Source organism: Rugosimonospora africana (assembly GCF_016862975.1).
Lineage (GTDB): Bacteria > Actinomycetota > Actinomycetes > Mycobacteriales > Micromonosporaceae > Rugosimonospora > Rugosimonospora africana.
Genome location: NZ_BONZ01000090.1, coordinates 1 through 19,171 on the forward strand (window position 1 = coordinate 1; position 19,171 = coordinate 19,171).

16 protein-coding genes are annotated in these 19,171 nt (G+C 70.3%); 10 read left to right on the forward strand and 6 right to left on the reverse strand.

Annotated elements, in window-relative coordinates; genetic code table 11:
* Positions 1-123 precede the first annotated feature (123 nt).
* Complete coding sequence (locus Raf01_RS41300; protein WP_203923592.1) at positions 124-2,808, reverse strand: M14 family zinc carboxypeptidase; 2,685 nt, start codon at positions 2,806-2,808, stop codon at positions 124-126.
* Positions 2,809-3,320: 512 nt separating this feature from the next.
* On the opposite strand from Raf01_RS41300, the gene Raf01_RS41305 reads away from it, so the two are divergent.
* Complete coding sequence (locus Raf01_RS41305) at positions 3,321-4,244, forward strand: glycoside hydrolase family protein (RefSeq protein ID WP_239134361.1); 924 nt, start codon at positions 3,321-3,323, stop codon at positions 4,242-4,244.
* Positions 4,245-4,267: 23 nt separating this feature from the next.
* Here the strand turns inward: Raf01_RS41305 and Raf01_RS41310 are convergent, their stop codons facing one another.
* From Raf01_RS41310 to Raf01_RS41330, 5 genes are all read right to left on the reverse strand, one after another.
* Positions 4,268-5,593, reverse strand: coding sequence for an FAD/NAD(P)-binding protein (locus Raf01_RS41310; RefSeq protein WP_203923593.1), 1,326 nt, complete (start codon positions 5,591-5,593; stop codon positions 4,268-4,270).
* Positions 5,553-6,755: an LLM class flavin-dependent oxidoreductase gene (locus tag Raf01_RS41315; RefSeq protein WP_239134362.1), complete on the reverse strand. Its 1,203-nt coding sequence runs from the start codon at positions 6,753-6,755 to the stop codon at positions 5,553-5,555. The genes Raf01_RS41310 and Raf01_RS41315 overlap by 41 nt, the downstream gene beginning before the upstream one ends.
* Positions 6,756-6,763: 8 nt before the next feature.
* Positions 6,764-7,807, reverse strand: coding sequence for an LLM class flavin-dependent oxidoreductase (locus Raf01_RS41320; RefSeq protein WP_239134363.1), 1,044 nt, complete (start codon positions 7,805-7,807; stop codon positions 6,764-6,766).
* 84 nt (positions 7,808-7,891) lie between these two features.
* Positions 7,892-9,268 carry an NtaA/DmoA family FMN-dependent monooxygenase gene (locus Raf01_RS41325; protein ID WP_203923594.1) on the reverse strand — a complete coding sequence of 459 codons (1,377 nt, stop codon included), beginning with the start codon at positions 9,266-9,268 and terminating at the stop codon, positions 7,892-7,894.
* Between the two features lie 14 nt (positions 9,269-9,282).
* Positions 9,283-10,488 (reverse strand): LLM class flavin-dependent oxidoreductase, encoded by a 1,206-nt coding sequence (locus Raf01_RS41330; RefSeq protein ID WP_203923595.1) that lies wholly within the window; start codon positions 10,486-10,488, stop codon positions 9,283-9,285.
* A gap of 243 nt (positions 10,489-10,731) precedes the next feature.
* Between Raf01_RS41330 and Raf01_RS51050 the strand changes: the two genes are divergently transcribed.
* The 9 genes from Raf01_RS51050 to Raf01_RS41370 all read left to right on the forward strand — a co-directional run bounded on the left by Raf01_RS51050 (position 10,732) and on the right by Raf01_RS41370 (position 19,150).
* Positions 10,732-10,809 (forward strand): putative leader peptide, encoded by a 78-nt coding sequence (locus tag Raf01_RS51050; protein WP_373319741.1) that lies wholly within the window; start codon positions 10,732-10,734, stop codon positions 10,807-10,809.
* Between the two features lie 162 nt (positions 10,810-10,971).
* Positions 10,972-12,606, forward strand: a complete 1,635-nt coding sequence (locus Raf01_RS41335) for an ABC transporter substrate-binding protein (protein WP_239134364.1) — start codon at positions 10,972-10,974, stop codon at positions 12,604-12,606.
* Between the two features lie 39 nt (positions 12,607-12,645).
* Entirely contained in the window at positions 12,646-13,602 is a 957-nt protein-coding gene (locus tag Raf01_RS41340) for an ABC transporter permease (protein WP_203923596.1), read from the forward strand.
* Positions 13,599-14,510 carry an ABC transporter permease gene (locus tag Raf01_RS41345; protein WP_203923597.1) on the forward strand — a complete coding sequence of 304 codons (912 nt, stop codon included), beginning with the start codon at positions 13,599-13,601 and terminating at the stop codon, positions 14,508-14,510. Before Raf01_RS41340 ends, Raf01_RS41345 begins: the two co-directional genes overlap by 4 nt.
* Positions 14,507-16,168 (forward strand): dipeptide ABC transporter ATP-binding protein, encoded by a 1,662-nt coding sequence (locus Raf01_RS41350; RefSeq protein WP_203923598.1) that lies wholly within the window; start codon positions 14,507-14,509, stop codon positions 16,166-16,168. Before Raf01_RS41345 ends, Raf01_RS41350 begins: the two co-directional genes overlap by 4 nt.
* Complete coding sequence (locus Raf01_RS41355; protein ID WP_203923599.1) at positions 16,165-16,665, forward strand: flavin reductase family protein; 501 nt, start codon at positions 16,165-16,167, stop codon at positions 16,663-16,665. Before Raf01_RS41350 ends, Raf01_RS41355 begins: the two co-directional genes overlap by 4 nt.
* 23 nt (positions 16,666-16,688) lie before the next feature.
* Positions 16,689-17,492 carry a DUF1684 domain-containing protein gene (locus Raf01_RS41360; protein ID WP_203923600.1) on the forward strand — a complete coding sequence of 268 codons (804 nt, stop codon included), beginning with the start codon at positions 16,689-16,691 and terminating at the stop codon, positions 17,490-17,492.
* A 51-nt stretch (positions 17,493-17,543) separates the two neighbouring features.
* Entirely contained in the window at positions 17,544-18,089 is a 546-nt protein-coding gene (locus Raf01_RS41365) for an NADPH-dependent FMN reductase (RefSeq protein ID WP_203923601.1), read from the forward strand.
* Positions 18,086-19,150 (forward strand): carbohydrate kinase family protein, encoded by a 1,065-nt coding sequence (locus Raf01_RS41370; protein WP_239134365.1) that lies wholly within the window; start codon positions 18,086-18,088, stop codon positions 19,148-19,150. The genes Raf01_RS41365 and Raf01_RS41370 overlap by 4 nt, the downstream gene beginning before the upstream one ends.
* Positions 19,151-19,171: the final 21 nt, after the last annotated feature.

Consider the following 19,171-nt stretch of genomic DNA (forward strand, 5'->3'; position numbering starts at 1 on the left):
GCCGTCGCTGGGACGGCGGCGGCGTCGACGTCCTGTAGTCCGGTCATCGCGATGGCTCCCTCTTCACATAGCGGCTGGGTCCGGCGCGGTGGGGACGGAACGATCCGCCCCCAACGCGGGGTCCTACTTGCCCAAGCGCTGGAACTGATCGGCGGTGAGCTTGGTCGACGGCCCGTAGTACGCGGCGTTGAACAGCACCCTTTGCTCGGAGCGGTTCCAGGTGCGGAACCCGATCTCGCTGCCGAACGTCACCACGTAGCCCTTGCCGACCGTCCAGGACAGGCCGTTGACGGCGCCGTTGAGGTACTGGCCGCCGATCAGCCAGCCACTCTGCAACTGGTCACCGCTGTCCGGGTACTTGGCCACCACCTCCACTGGGTACGTGGTGGTGGAGGTCAACCTGTACGCGTCGTCCGACACGAACCACACCGGGTTGTTCGCGGGCACGCCCCAGGCGGCCGGGTTGTTCGGGTCGAATTCCTGGCTCAGCAGCGATCCCGGGCAGTAGAAGTCCGAGGACGATCCGGTGGGCAGCGTCGAGGTGATGGGTAGGCCGAGAAGCGTCTGGGCGGTGGCGGTCCCGCTGCCGTAGGTGACCAGCGTTCCGCCGCTCGTGACGAAGTCGTGCAGCTGGTTCCAGCCGGTGGTGCCGACGCCGAACGCCCAGGCCCAGTCGGGCGGGTAGTTGGTCGCGCTGAGGCCGTTGACGATGCTGTTGCGACTGACCCCCTCCGGCAGGATGATCGCGTCGTACTTGCCAGCCAGGTCGGCGTAGTCGCTGGCCACGACGACGGAGTAGTTCACGCCGTACTGGTCGAACACCCACATCAGCCAGCCCGAGGGCATGTTGTCCGGCGGTTTGACCAGCCCGATCCTCGTACCCGGCTTCAGTTGGATGCCGGGCACGCTCGGCACGGAGCCGAGGGTCGCGACCGGGATCCCGGTGTCCTTCGATTGGGATGTCAGCAGTTGCCGGACCGCGGAGGACGGCGGGACGAGGAGGGTGCCGGCCGGGAACGTCCGTCCGCCGTCGGTGAACTGGGCGGCGGCGCGGAACGTGGGGATGTTCTGCTTCTGCAGCGCGGCGACGATCCGGAAGACGCCGTAGGACTCCGGGCCGATGGCGTACGCTCCGGTGCTCGGCGGTGTGACCGGCATCGCGACCGCCGGAGGTTTGATCGAACTGAGCAGCTTGGTGTTGGCCGAGAAGGATGCGGTGATGGTGTCGGCCTCGAAGCCGAGCAGCATCGGCAGCGTCTGCGCGGTGGTGTCGTAGGGCCGCTGCGGCGGGCCGCCGGGGTACTGCAGTAGTTGCGGGTAGTTCTGCACTTCCAGCAGCGTCTTGGCGAATCCGGCGTAGGGCTGCTGCGTGTAGATGACGTATGAGCCCGCTGGATACTGCTTGCCGCCCGCGGTGAAGGCGGCCTGGGCCTGGTGAATCTCTACCGCGGCTAGGTGGAAGATTTCCAACGCGTCAAGGACCGCCTGCGGGTCGCGCTGGCCGGAGGGGATGACGAAGGCGAACGGGCTGGTGCGGGTGACCGCCTTGAGACCGACGCGGTAGGAGTTGTAGAGCCAGTTGTAGGTGTCGTAGGCGACCGCCTCCAGGCCGGAGTAGAAGGCTTGGGAGACCCAGTCGATGATGTTGCGCAGCGTCCAGGTGTTCGAGTCATAGGGCTCGATGAAGTTGATGTCCACCGTCTGCTGCCCGAGCAGCTTGGTGCTCACCTGTGGGTAGGCGAGGTTTGCCGCGGCGGCGGCCTCGGTCAGGATGCGCGCCGAGCCGTGGTACACGCAGTACTGCCGGGACGGGGACCAGTAGTCGTACTCGGCGCCCCAGCCGTTGCCCTTCATGCCGGCGGCGGTCATGCCTCGCTGCATCGCCAGCCCGACGGTGTCCGTCTCCTGGACCAGGATTGTGTCAATGTTGGGGTCATACGGCGACAGGTACGGCGGCGTGAACAGGCGGGGAGAGCCGGTGCTGGCGCCGTGCGAGTCCTGGAAGACCTGGGGCCGGTACTTGTTCAGGATCGAGACGTTGTACTTGCTCTCGATCTGGGTCAGCATGATCCAGTCACGGTTGTCGTCGTGGCCGTTGTACTTGTTGTACAGGTCCGGGTAGGTGCGCGAGTACTTGGTGCCAGCGGTGGCGGCGAAGTAGTCGTTGACCAGCACGATGCCGTCCGGGTTCTGGCACGGCTGAAGGAGGATGACGAGGTTGTCCAGAATCTTCTCGATGTAGTCAGACTGCTCTGTGGCCAGCCGATAGGCCCACTCGATGGCGGCCTGGGAGTTTCCGACCTCGGTGGAGTGGATGCCGGCCTGCACGTAGTAGAACGGCTTGCCCTCGGTGGCCAGCTTCTTCGCCTCGGCCTCCGACAGGCCACGCGGGTCGGCCAGCCTGGTGTTCGTGGCGACGAGCTTGTCGAGGTTGGCCAGGTTCTTCGGCGAGCTGATGGTCAGCAGGACATACGGATAGCCCAGGGTGGTCTTGCCGATCTCCTCGTACCGGACGCGGTCGCTGCGGGCTCCGATCAGCTGGAAGTACGGCACCATCTTGTCCCACGTGGCCAGGAAGCCGTCGGTCCCGATCGGTGTTCCGAAGTACTGCGCCGGGGTCGGGATCGATCCCTTCTTCTTCGCCGGTACGGGAGGCTGGCTCTGGTCGGGCTGGGTCGGGGGTACCGGGGGCGTCGCCAGGGCGGCGCCCGGGTGGATCACCGTGGTCGCGGCTGCCGCGGCACCAGCCGCTGCCGTGGTGCGGAGAAGCGTTCGACGGGACAGTCCTGAATTCTCGCTGCTGGTCATCTGCCGACATCGCCTTTCACGATCCGCCTGAGCGGCGCCGTTGTCGTCGCGGAGATGGGGATGGGTCTCCGCTGTCCTGCGTGTGTCGTTGGAACGCCGGAAGTGGCGCCGCGCCACGATGAACATCGCGTCGGCGGGGTGCCGCGCACCGCGTTCAGAGGCACGCCGCGTGGTGCGCCCGGCACCGCGTAGACGTGAAAACCTTGCGTGCCAAAGTAATCTCGCAGTCGAAGGCACTCAAAGGCAACGGACCGCATTGGATTTAATGTTAAAACTCTGTTGCCGAACCGCTCGACTGGATGGGTGGTGCGGGCTCGGGCCGGCAGCACCGCTGTCGCCGACCTGTGCGGGCTCGTGCGCACGCCGGCGCGTTAACGGAGTTCGTAACCTGACCCGCGCGTCCGGCAACGGCACGCCGCAACCCGCGGTAACGGCACGCGGCCCGGATGACCGGCCGCTACCATAAGCCCCGATATTCCATCGGATGCGTAGAGATTAGGAGGTGTGGCGAGGTGACCGTCACGCTGGATGCCCTGCCGGTTCCCCGGATGCTCGGGCCCGACCTGGTCGTCGCGCCACCCGACGGCGGTTCCGGCGCGTGGGCCGGGGCGCCCAGCGCGGTGTGCGTGGACGGTCAGTTCTTTCTCGCCTACCGCCTGCGTCGTCCGATCGGCCACGGCCGCGGTTACGCCAATGTCGTCGCCCGGTCCACTGACGGGGTCGCCTTCCGTGCCGTCGCCGAGGTCGGCAAGGATCGCTTCGGCGCGGCCTCTCTGGAACGGCCGGCTCTGGTAGTCACGCCGCAGGGCCGGTGGCGACTCTATGTCAGTGTCGCGACGCCGGGTTCCAAACACTGGCGGGTCGATCTGCTGGAGGCCGACGAGCCGGCCGCCCTCGCGCACGCGCCGGCCCGCACCGTGCTGCCGGGTGACGACCGGTTCGGCGTCAAAGATCCGGTGGTGCGCTACGACGCCGGCCGGTGGCACCTGTGGGCCTCCGTCCATCCGCTGGAGTCTGACGAGCACGCCGACCGGATGAGCACCTGGTATGCGACCAGTCCGGACGGCGTCGAATGGACCTGGGTGGGCGAGGTACTGGCCGGACGAGCCGGGCACTGGGACGCGCGCGGCGTGCGGATCAGCACCGTTCTGACCGGTGGCGACCGGCTGGTGGCCGCATACGACGGGCGGGCCACCGCCGGCGAAAACTGGGAGGAGCGCACCGGCTGGGCATTCGGCAGCCGAGGATTGGACGACCTGTTCTCGCCGCTGGTCGCCGGCTCCGATCAGCCGCTGACCTCACCCCATCCACCGGGCGGTCTGCGGTACCTGGACGCGCTCCCGTTGGGTGGCGACCGGTACCGGCTGTACTACGAGATGACCCGCGCCGATGGCGCCCACGAGCTGCGCACCGAGGAGGTCACCGCATCCTGGTAGCGCGTCAGGGACCGCCCCGCGGCTCAGGCTGCGATGCGCGGATGCGGGGCCGCGACGCGCAGCAGCCCGCGGGCTTGCGCCCGGATCTCGGGTACGGCGTCCGTCTCCCACCACTGACCGCGCCGCAGCGCCCCGATCACCAGGATCCGGTCGTGGCCGCGCCCGGCAGCGGACACGAGACGGCCGTCGGCATCGACATCGACGCCCACACCGAGCGGGTCGGGCCGGGCCAGCCCGTCAGCCAGGAGCCGGCGGCCCAGTGCCGACCGTGCGGCGCTGCCCCGCCCGGTGCAGTTGACGACGGTGCCGACCCGCCAGCGGGTGCCCGACCGAGCCTCGACGAGCAACTGCTCGGCCTCGGCCGTCACGGTGGACAGGGTCGCGGCCTGTACCCGCAGGGCGCCGTCAGCCAGCATGCCCCGGACCACGACCGCGACCGAGGGTGCCATCCGGTGCCGGTGAATCTCCCAGTACCGGCAGGCATGGCGCAGGAAACGGCGACGATCCTCCAGGCTGAGCCCGGCCCACAACGCGTTGACGGTTGGACGGGTGCCGTCGACGATGTCGCGCCAGTCCGCGGCGCGGCGGGCGGTCTGACGGAGTTGGCGGATGACCGCCGCGAGGGAGTCGGCGGTCGGCGGCAGGCCGATCGGCGCTGTGGTGGGCTCGGCGGTGTGTACCAGCGGCAGCAGTCCGTGCCGGGAGATCGCGTGGATTGGCGCGCGCATGCCCCGGATCTGCAGTGCCAGGGCCACGTCCACGGCGGTCAGGCCCGTACCCAGCAGCAGGACGGGCCGCTCGAGCGGGATGGCGTCGAGCGCTCCCGGCCGCCACGGATCCGGCACGTAGCCGGGGTGGCCCGCCGCGGAGTCAGAAAGCTGGTGCGGCTGGCTCGGTGACGTGTGCCCGATCGCGAGCACCACCCGGTCGGCCCGCAGTGCGGTACCCCCGTCGGTGAGGATCTGAATGCCTGCGCCCAAGCCCAGCCCGGTGACCCGGGCACGCACGTGGGTGAACCGGCCGGGGTTGTCGACCGCCGCGGCGTCCAGCAGGTCATGCAGGTAGCGGCCGTAGTCACGGCGGACAGCGAATCCGGCCGCGCGCAGCGGGATTCCCCGCCGGCGCGTCCAGGCCAGGAAGTCGTCCGGATCCTCGGGATCGCCGCTCATTGTGGCGGCCCTGGAATTGAGCACGTGCGCGGCCACCGGCGTGCGGTAGGCCACCCCCGCGCCGAGAGTCGTGTCGGGTTCCACCATCGTCACCCGGCCGGTGCCGTGGCGCAGCAGTTGCACCGCCGCCAGGACCCCGCTACAGCCTCCGCCCACCACCACCGTGCTCGTGCGCCCCATCGCGTGCCTCCTCATCCGTCGGGGACGGCAGGAACCCCCGCCTCCGCCACTCCTTCGCGATCAGTTCGTAGGAACGGACCCGGTCCGCGTGGTCGTGCGTGATCGTGGTCAGGATCAGCTCGTCCGCGCCGGCCGCGTCGCGCAACAGCTCCAGCTGGTCGGCGACCTGCGCCGCGGTACCCACAAACTGGGTCTCCACCCGATCGGCGACCAGCGCCCGGTCGGCATCGGTCCAGGCAAGCGCGCGTGCCTGTGCCGGGGTCGGGAACGCGATGGCGCCCTCTCCGGTGCGGATGCTGCGCACCCACGGCCCGTACCCGGCGGCCAGCTCTCGCGCGGCGGTCTCCGTCTCGGCGACCACGACGTCCGCCGAGACGCTCACGTAGGGCCGGTCCAGCTCCGGCGACGGCCGGAACGCGGCCCGGTACCCGGCGGTCGCCTCCAGCACGGTCGCCGGGCTCACGTGGTAGTTGGCCGCGAACCGCAATCCGTTGGCGCCGGCCACCTCGGCGCTCTCCCCGCCGCTGCTGCCCAGGATCCACACCTGGATCCGGCCGCCCTCTCCCGGTACAGCGTGCGCTTGTTCGCCCTCCACCGACCGGTAGGTACCGGCGAGCAGGGCCAGCACGTCGGCGACCTGCTCGGCGTAGTTCTGCGGCTGCGACTGCGGCGGCATCAGCAGTCGTCTCTGCATAGCGAAGCGGGGCGAGTCGAGCAGGTGGCCGAAGGAGAAACGCGGAGGGATCCGCAGTCCGTTCGTCGACCGGCCGTCCACCACAGCTTCGCCGCCGACCAGCGCCGGCTGCCGGTCCCCCGGTGGTTTCCCGCCGGAGCGCCCCAGCCCGAGGTCGAGCCTGCCCGGGTGCAGCGCGTCGATCAGCCCGAACTCCTCCACGGCGGACAGCGCCGTGCGGTGGCCCATCTGCAACGCGCCCGAACCGAGCCGGATGCTCGACGTCGCGGCCGCGGTCAGCGCCAGCAGTACCGCCGGTGACGTGCCGGCCACCCCCGGGTTGAGATGGTGTTCGGCGAACCAGTACCGGGTGTAGCCGAACACCTCGGCCCGCCGGGCGAGGTCGGTACTGTTGCGCAGCGCCGCTGCGGCGGTGGAGCCCGAGGAGATGGGTACGAGGTCCAGCACGGCCAGCGGCGTGGTCACCATGATGGCTCCTATCTGGCCGGGGCCGGCTGCTCTGGCCGGTCCGGCTCGGCGCGAGGGGCGCCGGGCGACGACCCAGATCGGTTGGCGACCACGGCCGCCCAGTCCCAGGGCGGATCCGGGATGTCGCGACGCAGCGACGGTGCGATGTCGGACTGGAACAGCTCCAGCGACTCGCGGTGCTGGGCGTCGGTGAGACCTCCGGCGTCGGCGTGCAGGTGCAGCACGCTGTGCCCGAACTGGTCGTGGTAGCGGTGCACCTTGTCGATGATCTGCTGCGGGCTGCCGATCAGTGCGGAGCTGCGCGCGACGAAATCCTCCAGGGTGGGAAACACCGGCGTCACGCCGAGCCGCCGCTGGAAGGCGAGCTGTCCGGCGAACACCGGCCGGTACGCCTCGATGGCGTCCTGGGAACGGCGCGCGGCGTAGTAGCCGGCGCTACCGGCGCCGACCGCGATCGCGGCCGGGTCGTGTCCGTAGTCCGTCCACCGCCTGCGGTAGTAGCGGACGAGTTCGGCGTAGGGCTCGATCGGGTTGGTGACGTTGGCCGAGAACAGCGGGTCGCCGTGGCGGGCCGCGAGGTCGACGGATTCCTTGCTGGTGGCGCTGCCGTGCCAGACCCGGATCGGCTGCTGCAGCGGGCGCGGCCACACCTCGGCGTCGGCCAGCGGCGGGCGGAAACGCGGCGTGGCCGTGATCCGCTCGCTGCGCCAGATCTCCCGGAAGATCTCGTAGCTCTCCGCGTTGCGCTGCCACTGGTCCGCCGGTGTGACGTGGAACAGCTCACGCTGGCCGGCCCCGTTGCCCTTGCCGATGATGAGTTCCAGCCGGCCGCCGGAGAGGTGGTCGAGGGTGGCGTAGTCCTCATAAGCCCGGACCGGATCGAGCAGGCTCAGTGTGGTGACCGCGGTGAACAGCCGGATCCTGTGCGTCAGCGCGGCGATGTGACTGAGCACAACGGGCGGCGAGGAGGAGATGAAGGGCCGCTCATGCCGCTCCCCCACGCCGAACCCGTCGAATCCCAGCTCCTCGGCCAGCACCGCGTTATCGAGCACCTCCCGGAACCGGTCCGCGGTGGACTTTTGAGCGCCGGTGACCCGGATCGGGTGCGTGCACGATCAGCGTGATGAGCAGAAATCTCATGACGCCCCCTGTAGCTCACGCTGCAGCGGCTGCGGCCGGCCGAGCCCGAGGTGCTCGCGCAGCGTGGTCCCCTGGTACTCGGAGCGGAACACGCCGCGCTCCTGCAGCAGCGGCACCACCGTGTCGGCGAACTCCTCCAGCCCGCCGGGCGTGATGTGCGGTACCAGGATGAAACCGTCGCTGGCGTCGGCCTGGACGAGGTCGTTGATGGCCGCCGCCACGGTCGCCGGTGAGCCGACGAAGTTCTGCCGGCCGGTGATCTCGATGATCAGTTCGCGGATCGACAACTCGCCGGCGGCGGCTCGTTCTCGCCACTCCCGCGCGGTGGCCTGCGGGTCGCGGTGCATCCGTACACTGGCCCGGCCCCGGGCGACCGTGTGTTCACCGAGGTCGGGGTCGATGTCAGGCAGTGGGCCGTCCGGGTCGTAGCCGGACAGGTCCCGGTTCCACACCTGCTCCAGGAACCGGATCGCGGTCTGCCCGCTGACCTGCTGGCGCCGCACCTCGTGAGCGACTTCCCGCGCCTGCTCGTCGGTGTCGCCGAGCACGAACGTCGCGGCCGGCAGGATCAGCAGATCCTCCGGGCGCCGGCCGTAGCCGGGCAGGCGCCGCTTGACGTCGGCGTAGAAAGTCCTGCCTTCAGCGAGGGTCCCGTGGCGGCTGAAGATGGCGTCGGCCGATGAGGCGGCGAACTCTCGCCCCTCCTCGGAGTCGCCGGCCTGGAAGATGACCGGCCTGCCTTGCGGGGCGCGCGGCACGGTGAAGTGCCCGGCGATGTCGAAGTGCGCGTCGCGGTGGCGGAAGGCACCTGGGTACGGGTCGCGTAGGAAGGCTCCGGATTCCTTGTCCGCCAGGATTTCGTCGCCCCGCCAGGAGTCGAACAGCGTCCACGCCGCCTCCAGGAAGTTGCGTGCCCGCAGGTACCGCTCGTGCTGCGGCAGGTACCCGCCGCGCCGGAAGTTCTCGCCCGTGAACGCGTCCCAGGAGGTGACCACGTTCCAAGCGGACCGGCCGGCCGAGAGGTGGTCGAGGCTGGCGAACTGGCGGGCCACCTCGTAGGGCTCGTTGAAGGTGGAGTTGATGGTGCCGGCCAGCCCGAGCCGGTCAGTGACCGCGGCGAGTGCGGCCAGCACCGTGAACGTGTCCGGCCGTCCGACCACGTCCAGGTCGTAGATGAGCCCGTTCTGCTCCCGCAGCCGCAGTCCCTCGGCGAGGAACAGGAAATCGAACTTCGCCCGCTCCGCGGTGCGAGCGAAGTGAACGAAGGACGCGAACTCGATGTGGCTGCCGGCGCGGGGATCGCTCCAGACCGTGGTGTTGTTGACGCCCGGGAAGTGTGCCGCGAGGTGGATCTGCTTCAGCGGTCTGCTCATCTCATGCCTCTCCTTCACACGCTCGCGTACCGGCTGGCCGGGCGCGGCAGGCCGAGGCGAGTGCGCAGGGTGTCACCGTGGTACGCCGAGCGAAACGCGCCGCGGCGCTGGAGTTCCGGCACCAGCCCACGGGTGATCTGGGCGAGGTCGTGCGGCAATACGGCCGGCCGTAGCCGGAAACCAGCCAGGCCCACGGCCCGCCAGTCCCCGATCAGGTCGGCCAGTTGCGCCGGAGTACCGGTGAAAATCGCGGCGTCGCTGGCGTAGCCGGCCCCGGCCAGCTCGTCCAGCCGGTCCTTGCGGTCCTGCGCTGCGGTCGTGGTCTCGTCGAGAAACACGACGAGGTCGGCGACAACGCGCACCGGCTCGCCGCCGCGACCGGCATCGGCCTCCGCCCGCCGGATCTCGTCGATGATCCACCGGGCGTCGGCCACGCTGTGCGGCGTGACGAACGCGATGTCGGCGGCGCGAGCGGCCAACCGGTACGGCTCGGCCCGGTGTGCCAGGGCCGCGACAATGGGCTGTCCCTGAGGCGGCCGTGGTGTGATCGACGGTCCCCTGACGCTGAACCAGCGGCCGGTGAAGTCGATGTAGTGCAGCCGGTCACGGTCGATGAACCGGCCGGTCGCCGCGTCGCGGATCTCCGCGTCGTCTTCCCAACTGTCCCACAGCCGCCGCAGCACTTCGACGTAGTCGGCCGCCTCGTCGAACCGGTCGGTGATGGCCAGCCGCGACGCCGGCTCGTCGAGGTTGTCCGGGTGCATCTCGGGCGGGACCCGGCGGCCGAAGTGCGCCCACTCGTCGCGGCGCCCGGACACGCGCACCTGCACGCCGGCGCGTCCACCGGACACGTAGTCCAGCGTGGCAATCGCCTTGGACAGGTGGAACGGCTCGGTGTGCGTGACAACGGCGATGGGCAGCAGACCGATGTGGCTGGACAGCGGTGCGATCCGGGCGGCGATGAGCAGCGCGTCGAGCCGCCCCCGTACCCGGTCCACGCGCCCGTCCGGGCCGTCGAAGACCTCGGATTGCAGGCTCAGCGAGTCCTCGATGGTCACCAGGTCGAGCATGCCGCGCTCGGCCTCGGCCACCAGGTCGGCCCAGTAAGCGGCGGTCAACAGCCGGGCCGGCCGGGCGTCCGGCTCCCGCCAGGCGGCGGGGTGCCAGCCGGCACCGTCCAGCGCGGCGGCGAGGTGGAGAGGGGGTGACTGGTCGGGCATGCCGGGCTCCGCATCTGTGTAAGGGACCCGCCTGTCCGGCGTACCGTACTCCGATAGCCGGATACCATTCAATCCCTATCGGATTGGTCGGCTGGACGTCAAGCGTTCACGTAGGCGAGAGAGCAACCTCATCACCCGAGATTGCCTATCTACCCCATAGGGATTGACGGTTACACGAGGATCGCTCTAGCCTGGGTGCGGACACGTTCCGATGGAAGTCTCGACGCGAGCGGGAGGAGCACTGTGACACACCCGCTGCTGACCTTCTCCCGGCGCCACATCGATCTGCAGCGCGTCACCAGCGCCCTCTGTCCGCGGTAGACACTCCAAAGTAGACGGTTGACGGCGCCGGCCCGCATGGGTGGCGCACTACCGGCAGACCGTGCCACACGGCGTCCTTCTGGCTCGGCCTACCCGCGGTCCCGAGCCGAGCTGCCCCGATCAGACGTCATTCTCCGTGACTTCCGACAGGAGATCGCGCCCGTGAGCCACAGACCTTACCGTCGACAACTGCCCACCCGACCGGCGATGTGGACGCGGGCGGTCGTCACCGCCTCCGCGCTCCTGCTGCTCGCCGCGTGCGACTCCGGCCCCGGCCCGGCCTCTGCCGGCGCTGCCGCGCCCCGGTCCGGCGGCACGCTGACCTTCGCCGTCGGCTCCGACGCGGGGTGCGTCGATCCGCAGCAGGTCGGCAGCAACGACACCATCTACTCGCTACGCCAGATCGTCGACTCCCTGACCGACCAGGACCCGGCCACCGGGAAGGTGGTGCCGTGGCTCGCGAGCAGCTGGGACATCAGTCCGGACGCCACGACCTTCACGTTCCACCTGCGCCCCGGTGTGACGTTCAGCGACGGCACCCCGGTCAACGCGCAGGCCGTCAAGGACAACTTCGACGCCGCCCTCAAGCTCGGCGCCAAGGCCACGCTGGCCATCGGATACCTGAGCGGATACGCCGGTACCACGGTGGTGGACGAGCTCACCGCGGCGGTCAGGTTCCACCGGCCCAACGCCCAGTTCCTACAGGCCACGTCGACGTTCAGCCTCGGGCTGGTGTCCGAGTCGAGCCTGCGTAAGACCCCCGATCAGCGGTGCGCCGAAGGCGTGGTCGGCTCCGGCCCGTTCGTGCTGAGCAAGTACGTGGCCAACCAGTCCATCACCCTGCAACGGCGCTCCGGGTATGAGTGGGGCTCGTCGTTGTGGAAGAAGACCGGCGAGGCGTACCTCGACACCGTAGTGTTCACCGTCATACCCGAGTCCGGGGTACGCAGCGGCAGCCTCCAGTCCGGGCAGGTCGACGCGATCGGCTCGGTCGGCCTGGCCGACGAGAGCGCGCTGAAGGGCAGTGGCGTGCACCTGCAGGCACGGGCGAACCCGGGGGTGGTCTTCAACCTCGGACTCAACAACTCCCGGCCGCTGCTGCGGGATCCGGCGGTACGCCGGGCGATCCTGCTGGCCATCGACCGGCGGCAGATCGCCGACACGGTGTTCCCCACCACGAGCAAGCCGGCCACGAGCATCCTGGCCAGCACCACGCCCTACTACACCAATCTGAGCGCGCAGGTGCGGTTCGACGCGACCGAGGCGAAGTCCGCTCTAGACGGCGACGGCTGGCGTCCGGGCGACGACGGCATCCGGGTCAAGGACGGCAGCCGGCTCACGCTGACCGTGGACTGGTTCGCCAACGCGGCCACCAACCAGCCCTCCCTCGAGCTGATCCAGCAGCAACTCAAGGCGGTCGGCGTCGAGATCACGCTGCGGGAGCTGCCCATCGCGCAGGTCACCCAGGTGCAGCAGTCCGGGGACTTCGATGTGCTGTGGGGGAACCTGACCCGCGCCGACCCCGACATCCTGCGCACGCTGTACTCCACCCGGCTGGCCAACACCTACCGGCTGCCGGCCAGCACCCTCGACGCGGTCCTGGACGATCAGGCCGCCACGGCCGACACCGTCAAACGGCAGCAGCTCGTCACCCAGGCGCAGCAACTCATCGCGCAGAACGCCTACGCGATCCCGGTGGTGGAACTGACCACCGAACTCGGCGTGGCCAGGGATGTGCGCGACCTCGGCTTCGAGGCATCCAGCCGGATCCAGCTGCACGACACGTGGAAGAGCTGACCACGAGATCCGGTACGCCGAGAGGAAGGAGAGCGGAGGGTGCGGCGTTACCTGTTGCGGCGATTGGGGCAGGCGGTGGCGGTGCTGTGGGCCGCCTACACCGCGACGTTCCTGATCCTTGACGCCCTGCCCGGCGACCCGGTCTCCGCGATGGCCGGCGCCGGACTCGATCAGGCACCGGTTGACCCGACCCAACTCGCCGCGCTGAAGAAGGAGTACGGCTTCGACAAACCGCTGATCCTGCAGTACGTGGAGTATCTGGGCCGAGCGGTACGGGGTGACTTCGGCAACTCGGTGGCCACCGGCCGCCCGGTCACCGCGACGATCGCCGAGGCGCTGCCGCAGACACTCGCCCTGACCGCCGCCGCGGCTGTACTGGCCGTGCTATTCGGTACCGGCCTCGCGGTGCTCGCCACCTACCCGCGTCACCGCTTCCTGCGGCAGCTGCTGATGTCGCTGCCCGGGCTCGGCGTCTCCCTGCCGACCTTCTGGATCGGCCTGATGCTCGTGCAGCTGTTGTCGTTCCGGGTGCACCTGTTTCCCGCGTTCGGCAACGACGGCCTGCGCGGGCTGGTACTGCCGGCCGTGACGCTGGCCGTACCCACCGGGGCTCAACTGGCCCAGGTGCTGGCCAAGAGCCTCTCCACCACGCTGGACGAACCCTACATCCAGACTGCGCGGGCCAAGGGCGCCGGCCCACTGCGCGTCCACATCGGACACGCACTGCGCAACGCGGGTCTGCCGGCGCTGACCATGCTCGGTCTGGTGGTCGGCAACCTGCTGGCCGGCTCGGTGGTGGTCGAGTCGGTGTTCTCCCGCAACGGCATCGGCCGCGCCACCGTCGGCGCGGTCACCGTTCAGGACATCCCGGTCGTCCAGGGCGTGGTAGTGCTCGGCGCCACCGCCTTCATCCTGGCCAATCTCGTCGTCGACCTGATCTACCCGCTGCTCGACCCGCGCATCGTGGTCGCTACCGACCGGAGGACGCCGGCATGAGCCTGCTCGACCTGACCGTGGAGCCGGTCGATCCGTCGTTGGCCCAGCCCGAACCCGACGTACCCGCCGCCCGGTGGTACCGCCAGCGCCGACTGGCGAGGTTCTTCTCGCGTCGTCCAGGACTGGTGCTGTCCGTGCTCGTGGTCGTCCTGGTGGTGCTGGCCGCGTTCCGGCCCAGCCTGTTCACCGCGCGCGATCCGTTGCTGGGGATACCGGCGGACCGGTTCGCGCCGCCCGGTCCGCACCACTGGTTCGGCACCGACGAACTGGGACGCGACCTGTTCACCCGGGTGGTCTACGGGGCCGAGCTGTCGCTGAAGGCGACGCTGATCGCGGTCGCTGTCGCGTTCGTGGTCGGCGGTGCGATCGGGCTGACCGCCGGGTTCGTGGGACGGTGGGTCGAGGAGGGCCTGATGCGTCTGGTCGACGTGCTACTGGCCATCCCCGCGCTGTTTCTGTCGCTGGCGCTGGTGACCGCGCTCGGGTACGGCACGGTCAAGGTGGCGGTCGCGGTCGGCGTCGCGAGTGTCGCCGTCTTCGCCCGGATCATGCGCGCCGACGTCCTACGCGTGCGGACCATGGCGTACGTGGAGGCGGCACGGTCGTCGGGATGCCGCTGGTACTCGATCCTGCTGCGGCACGTGCTGCCCAACGCCATCGGCCCGGTCATGGTACTGGCGACGCTCGACTTCGGTACCGCCATCCTCGCCGTCTCCTCGTTGAGCTTCCTCGGCTACGGCGCGGCGCCGCCGGCACCGGAATGGGGGACGCTCATCTCCAGCGGCCGCAACTACCTCGCCAACGCCTGGTGGCTGTCGACCCTGCCGGGGCTGGCCGTGGCCGTCACGGTGCTGGCCACCAACCGCATCGCCCGGGCCCTGGACGGCGAGTGGGCGAAGCAGCGATGAGCGACCAGCCGCTGCTGGCCATCGAAGGTCTGAGGGTCAGCTACCACATCCGGTCCGGGCTCGTGCCCGCCTTGGACGGTGCCGACCTGACGGTGCACCGGGGTGAGGTGGTGGCACTGGTCGGCGAGTCCGGTTCCGGGAAGAGCACTGTGGCGCACGCGATCGTCGGGCTGCTGCCGGCCAATGGGCAGGTCGAGGGCGGCACCATCCGGCTCGCCGGGCAGCAGCTCACCGGCCTGTCCGAACGGCGGCTGCGCGGGATCCGCGGCGTCAAGGTCGGACTCGTGCCCCAGGACCCGACCGTCTCGCTCAATCCCGTCAAACGCGTCGGCGAACAGGTGGCCGAGGTGCTGCGCCTGCACGGCCTGGCCGACCGGCGCAAGGCCGCCCTCGACGCGGTGGATCTGCTGGACGCGGCCGGGCTGCCCCAACCGGCGACCAGAGCCCGGCAGTACCCCCACGAGTTGTCCGGCGGCATGCGCCAGCGGGCGCTGATCGCCATCGCGATCGCCGGCCGGCCCAAGCTCATCGTCGCCGATGAGCCAACCAGCTCCCTTGACGTGACGGTGCAACGCGTGATCCTCGACCACCTGGAGTCCTTGACCCGGCAGCTGGGCACCGCACTGTTGCTGGTCACTCACGACCTGGCGGTGGCGGCGGACCGTGCCGGGCGGATCGCGGTGATGTCCCGCGGTCGCATCGTGGAGGCCGGCCCGGCCGCCGAACTGCTCAGCCATCCCTCCACCGCGTACACCCGCCGGCTGCTCGCCAGCGCGCCGAGCCTTGCGCTGCGCCGAGGCACCGCGACCGCAGCGCCACGCCGCGAACCGGCCAGCGCCGGCGAGCGACCGCTGGTGTCGGTGTCGGGTCTGGTCAAGGAGTTCCCGCTGCCCCGGGTCGGGGCCGGCCCGCACTCGGTGCGCGCCGTCGACAGCGTGGACCTGTCCATCGATCGCGGCCAGACTCTCGCCCTGGTCGGCGAGTCGGGGTCAGGGAAGTCGACTACCGGCCGGCTGATCCTGCGGCTGACCACCCCGACCGCCGGAACGATCGTGTTCAACGGCGCGGAGGTGACGCACGCGAAGGGCGCGGCACTGCGCACCCTGCGCCGCCGCGCGCAGATGATCTATCAGAACCCGTACGCCTCGCTGGACCCCCGTTTCTCCGTCGCCGAAATCATCACAGAGCCGCTACGGGCCTTCCGCGACGGCGACCGCGCCAGCCGCCGCCATCGAGCCCGAGAGCTGCTCGACCGGGTCGCGCTGCCCGCCTCGACGCTGCACCGCCGCCCGGCCGAACTGTCCGGCGGTCAGCGTCAGCGGGTCGCCATCGCCCGCACCCTGGCCCTGTCGCCGGATCTGGTGGTGTGCGACGAGCCGGTGTCCGCGCTCGACGTCTCGGTGCAGGCGCAGGTGCTGGAGCTGCTCGCCCAGCTGCAGGCCGACAGCGACGTGGCGTACCTGTTCATCTCCCACGACCTCGCCGTGGTCCAGCAGATCGCCCACCGCGTCGCGGTCATGCGCGCCGGACGCGTGGTGGAGGTCGGCACCACCGCCGACATCTTCCAGCGCGCCACCCACCCGTACACGCGCGACCTGCTCGCCGCCATCCCCGGCGGCCGGGCGCTCCCCCTGGCCGTCGAGAGGAATCCCGCATGACCCTCGAACCGGAACATCTGCGCCGGGTGTTCGGCGCGTTCCCCACCGGCGTGACCGCCATCGCCGCTGTCGTCGATCAGGCACCGGTCGGATTGGCGGCCAACTCGTTCACCTCGGTGTCGCTGAACCCGCCCATGGTCTCCGTCTGCCTGGCACGCGCATCGACCACCTGGCCGGTGCTGCGCCGCGCGACCCGGCTCGGGGTCAGCGTGCTCGGCGAACATCAGGAGTGGTTGTCCCGCCAACTCAGCGCGCGCGGCGTGGACCGGTTCGCCGGCGCGCGGTGGCGGATCCTCACCGGCGGTGGTGTGCTGTTCGAGGATTGCAGCGCCTGGCTGGACTGCAGCATCGACCAGGTGATCCCGGCCGGCGACCACGACATCGTGCTGTTGCGGGTGCACGACCTGGACGCGAACCCGCTGGTTTCACCGCTGGTGTTCCACGCCAGCGGGTACCCCCGGCTCGGGGGCACCGTCAATCCGCTACGCGCCGCGTGAGTGTAGGAGTCGAGGAGTCTGAGATGAGCATTCAGAATACGGTGGATCTCGAGGCGTTCCGGCGGGACTGGGACAACTGGCACCGGTGGCACGAGACGGTCCGCGCGGACCGGCACGGTTTCCTGGCCATCACCGGCCTGCACTTCCTGTCCGGGAGTCCGGAAAGGTTCGTGGACGCGCCGGGCGCGTGGAGCGCCGGCCCGGACGGGGTCGTGGTGGAGCTGGCCGACGGCGAGGAACTGGCGGTAGGCGGCGCGACGGTTCGCGGCCGGTACGCCTTCGGGGTCATTCCCGAACGCGGGGGCGTCAACGCCGTGGCCGGCGACGCGGTCATCGAGGTCGCCAGGCGCGGCGGCCACCACATCGTCCGGCCCCGCCACCCGGAGTACGCGACCCGCCTGAACTACCGGGGCACCCCGGCATTTCCACCAGACCCCCGGTGGGCGGTGCCCGGACGGTACGTGCCGTTCGCGCAACCCCGGCCGACCACGGTCGGGTCGGTCGTCGAGGAGTTGCGGCACGTGTACGAAGCGCCCGGTCGCATCGAGTTCGACATCGATGGACAGCCGCTGAGCCTGACTGCGTTCGACGGCCACCGCCCCGGCACGCTGACGATCCTGTTCACCGACGCCACATCCGGGGTGACGACCTACGCCGCCAACCGCTCGTTGCAGGTCGACGCGCCGGCCGCCGACGGCACCGTGATCCTGGACTTCAACCGCGCCACGAACCTGCCGTGCGCCTACACCGATTTCGCCACCTGCCCGCTGCCGCCCGCCGAGAACCGGCTGCCGGTAGCCGTCGAGGCCGGCGAAAGGATTCCGTAGCCCCACCGGCAACAGCCATGTCCGAATTGACTTATCCATTCAGGAGTCCGCATGTCCGACGTCGTCGCGCTCATCGGCAACCCACGTCCCGGGTCGAGAACCCGGACACTGGCCGAGGCGACCGCCACGAGCATCGTCTCGTCCCTGGCCGCAGCCGGGGGGCCCGCGCTTTTCGGGGTACGGGTGCTGGAACTCGCTGAGATCTCGGCCGTCTCGTTCGGTCCCGGACCGGCCCAGCCGACCGCCGTGATCGACGATCCGCACGCCGTGGTCCGGCAGGCCCGACTGCTCTTCGCCGCCACTCCCACGTACAAGGGCACATACACCGGGCTGCTGAAGGTGTTCCTGGACCAGTACGGGCACCGAGAGCTGGCCGGCACCGTCGCTATACCGGTCGCGATTGCCGCCGCCGAACCCCACCGAGCGGCCGTCGCCGCCGCGCTGGAGGCCTTGCTGGCCGAACTCGGCGCGACGGTACCGGCGCCGGCACTGACGGTCCTCGAGACGGCGCTCGCCGACCCCAAACAGCTCGCCGCGCAGTGGGCGGCCGAGCACGCACCCGCCATCGCCGACGCGCTCGGTTCGGCGGCGCGGTGACCTCGAACGGCGGGGAACTGGACCTCTTCGTCTCCGGGGCGGTGTTCCTCGACATCATCTTCACCGGACTGCGCGAGATGCCGGCGCCGGGCACCGAGGCGTGGGCTCCCGGGATGGGCTCGTGTCCGGGCGGCATCGCCAACCTCGCCGTGGCGGCCGGGCGGCTCGGCGTACGCACCGGCCTCAGCACCGCGTTCAGCACCGACGCCTACGGAGACTTCTGCTGGCAGATCCTCAGCCGCCAGGAGGGGCTGGACCTGTCGTCGTCACGCCGGTTCGACAACTGGCACACGCCGGTCACGGTCTCGCTGGCGTACGACCGGGACCGCTGCATGATCACGCACGGCCATCCCGTGCCGGTGAACCCCACCGGCCTCGTCGCCGGGCTGCCGGCGGCACGCGCCGCCTCCGTCAGCCTCACCACGCAACGCCCCGCCTGGCTGCGCAAGGCCAGGGACGCCGGCACACTCGTCTTCGCCGACGTCGGCTGGGACGACAGCGCCGCCTGGCCCGCCACCGCACTGGAAGTCCTCGACGACTGTCACGCGTTCCTGCCCAACGCGGCCGAGGCGATGCAATACACCCGCACTGACACCCCGCGCGACGCGCTGCGGCGGCTGGCCGACCGGGTTCCGGTCGCCGTCGTGACGTGCGGATCCGATGGCGCGCTGGCCGTCGACTCGGGCACCGGCGCGGAGGTCAGCGTACCGGCGGTCCCCGTCGAGGCGCTGGACCCGACCGGCGCCGGCGACGTGTTCACCGCCGGCTTCATCGCCGGCACGCTGTGGGAACTGCCGCTGAGCCAGCGACTCGCCTTCGCCACCCTAGTGGCGGCGCTGTCCGTTCAACACTTCGGCGGCTCCCTGTCCGCGCCCGGATGGGGCGACATCACCGACTGGTGGAGCACGACCCACACCCGGGCCACGCGCCACCACAAGGAGTCGAGCGAGGCCGCACTGGCCGCCCGGTACGGATTCCTCGACGACCTGATCCCGGTCGAGGTGCGCCAGGCGCCGCGGCGGGCGCCGGCGACCATCACCCGGCTGCCGGACGCCGCCTGATGAGCGCCGCGGCATCGATCG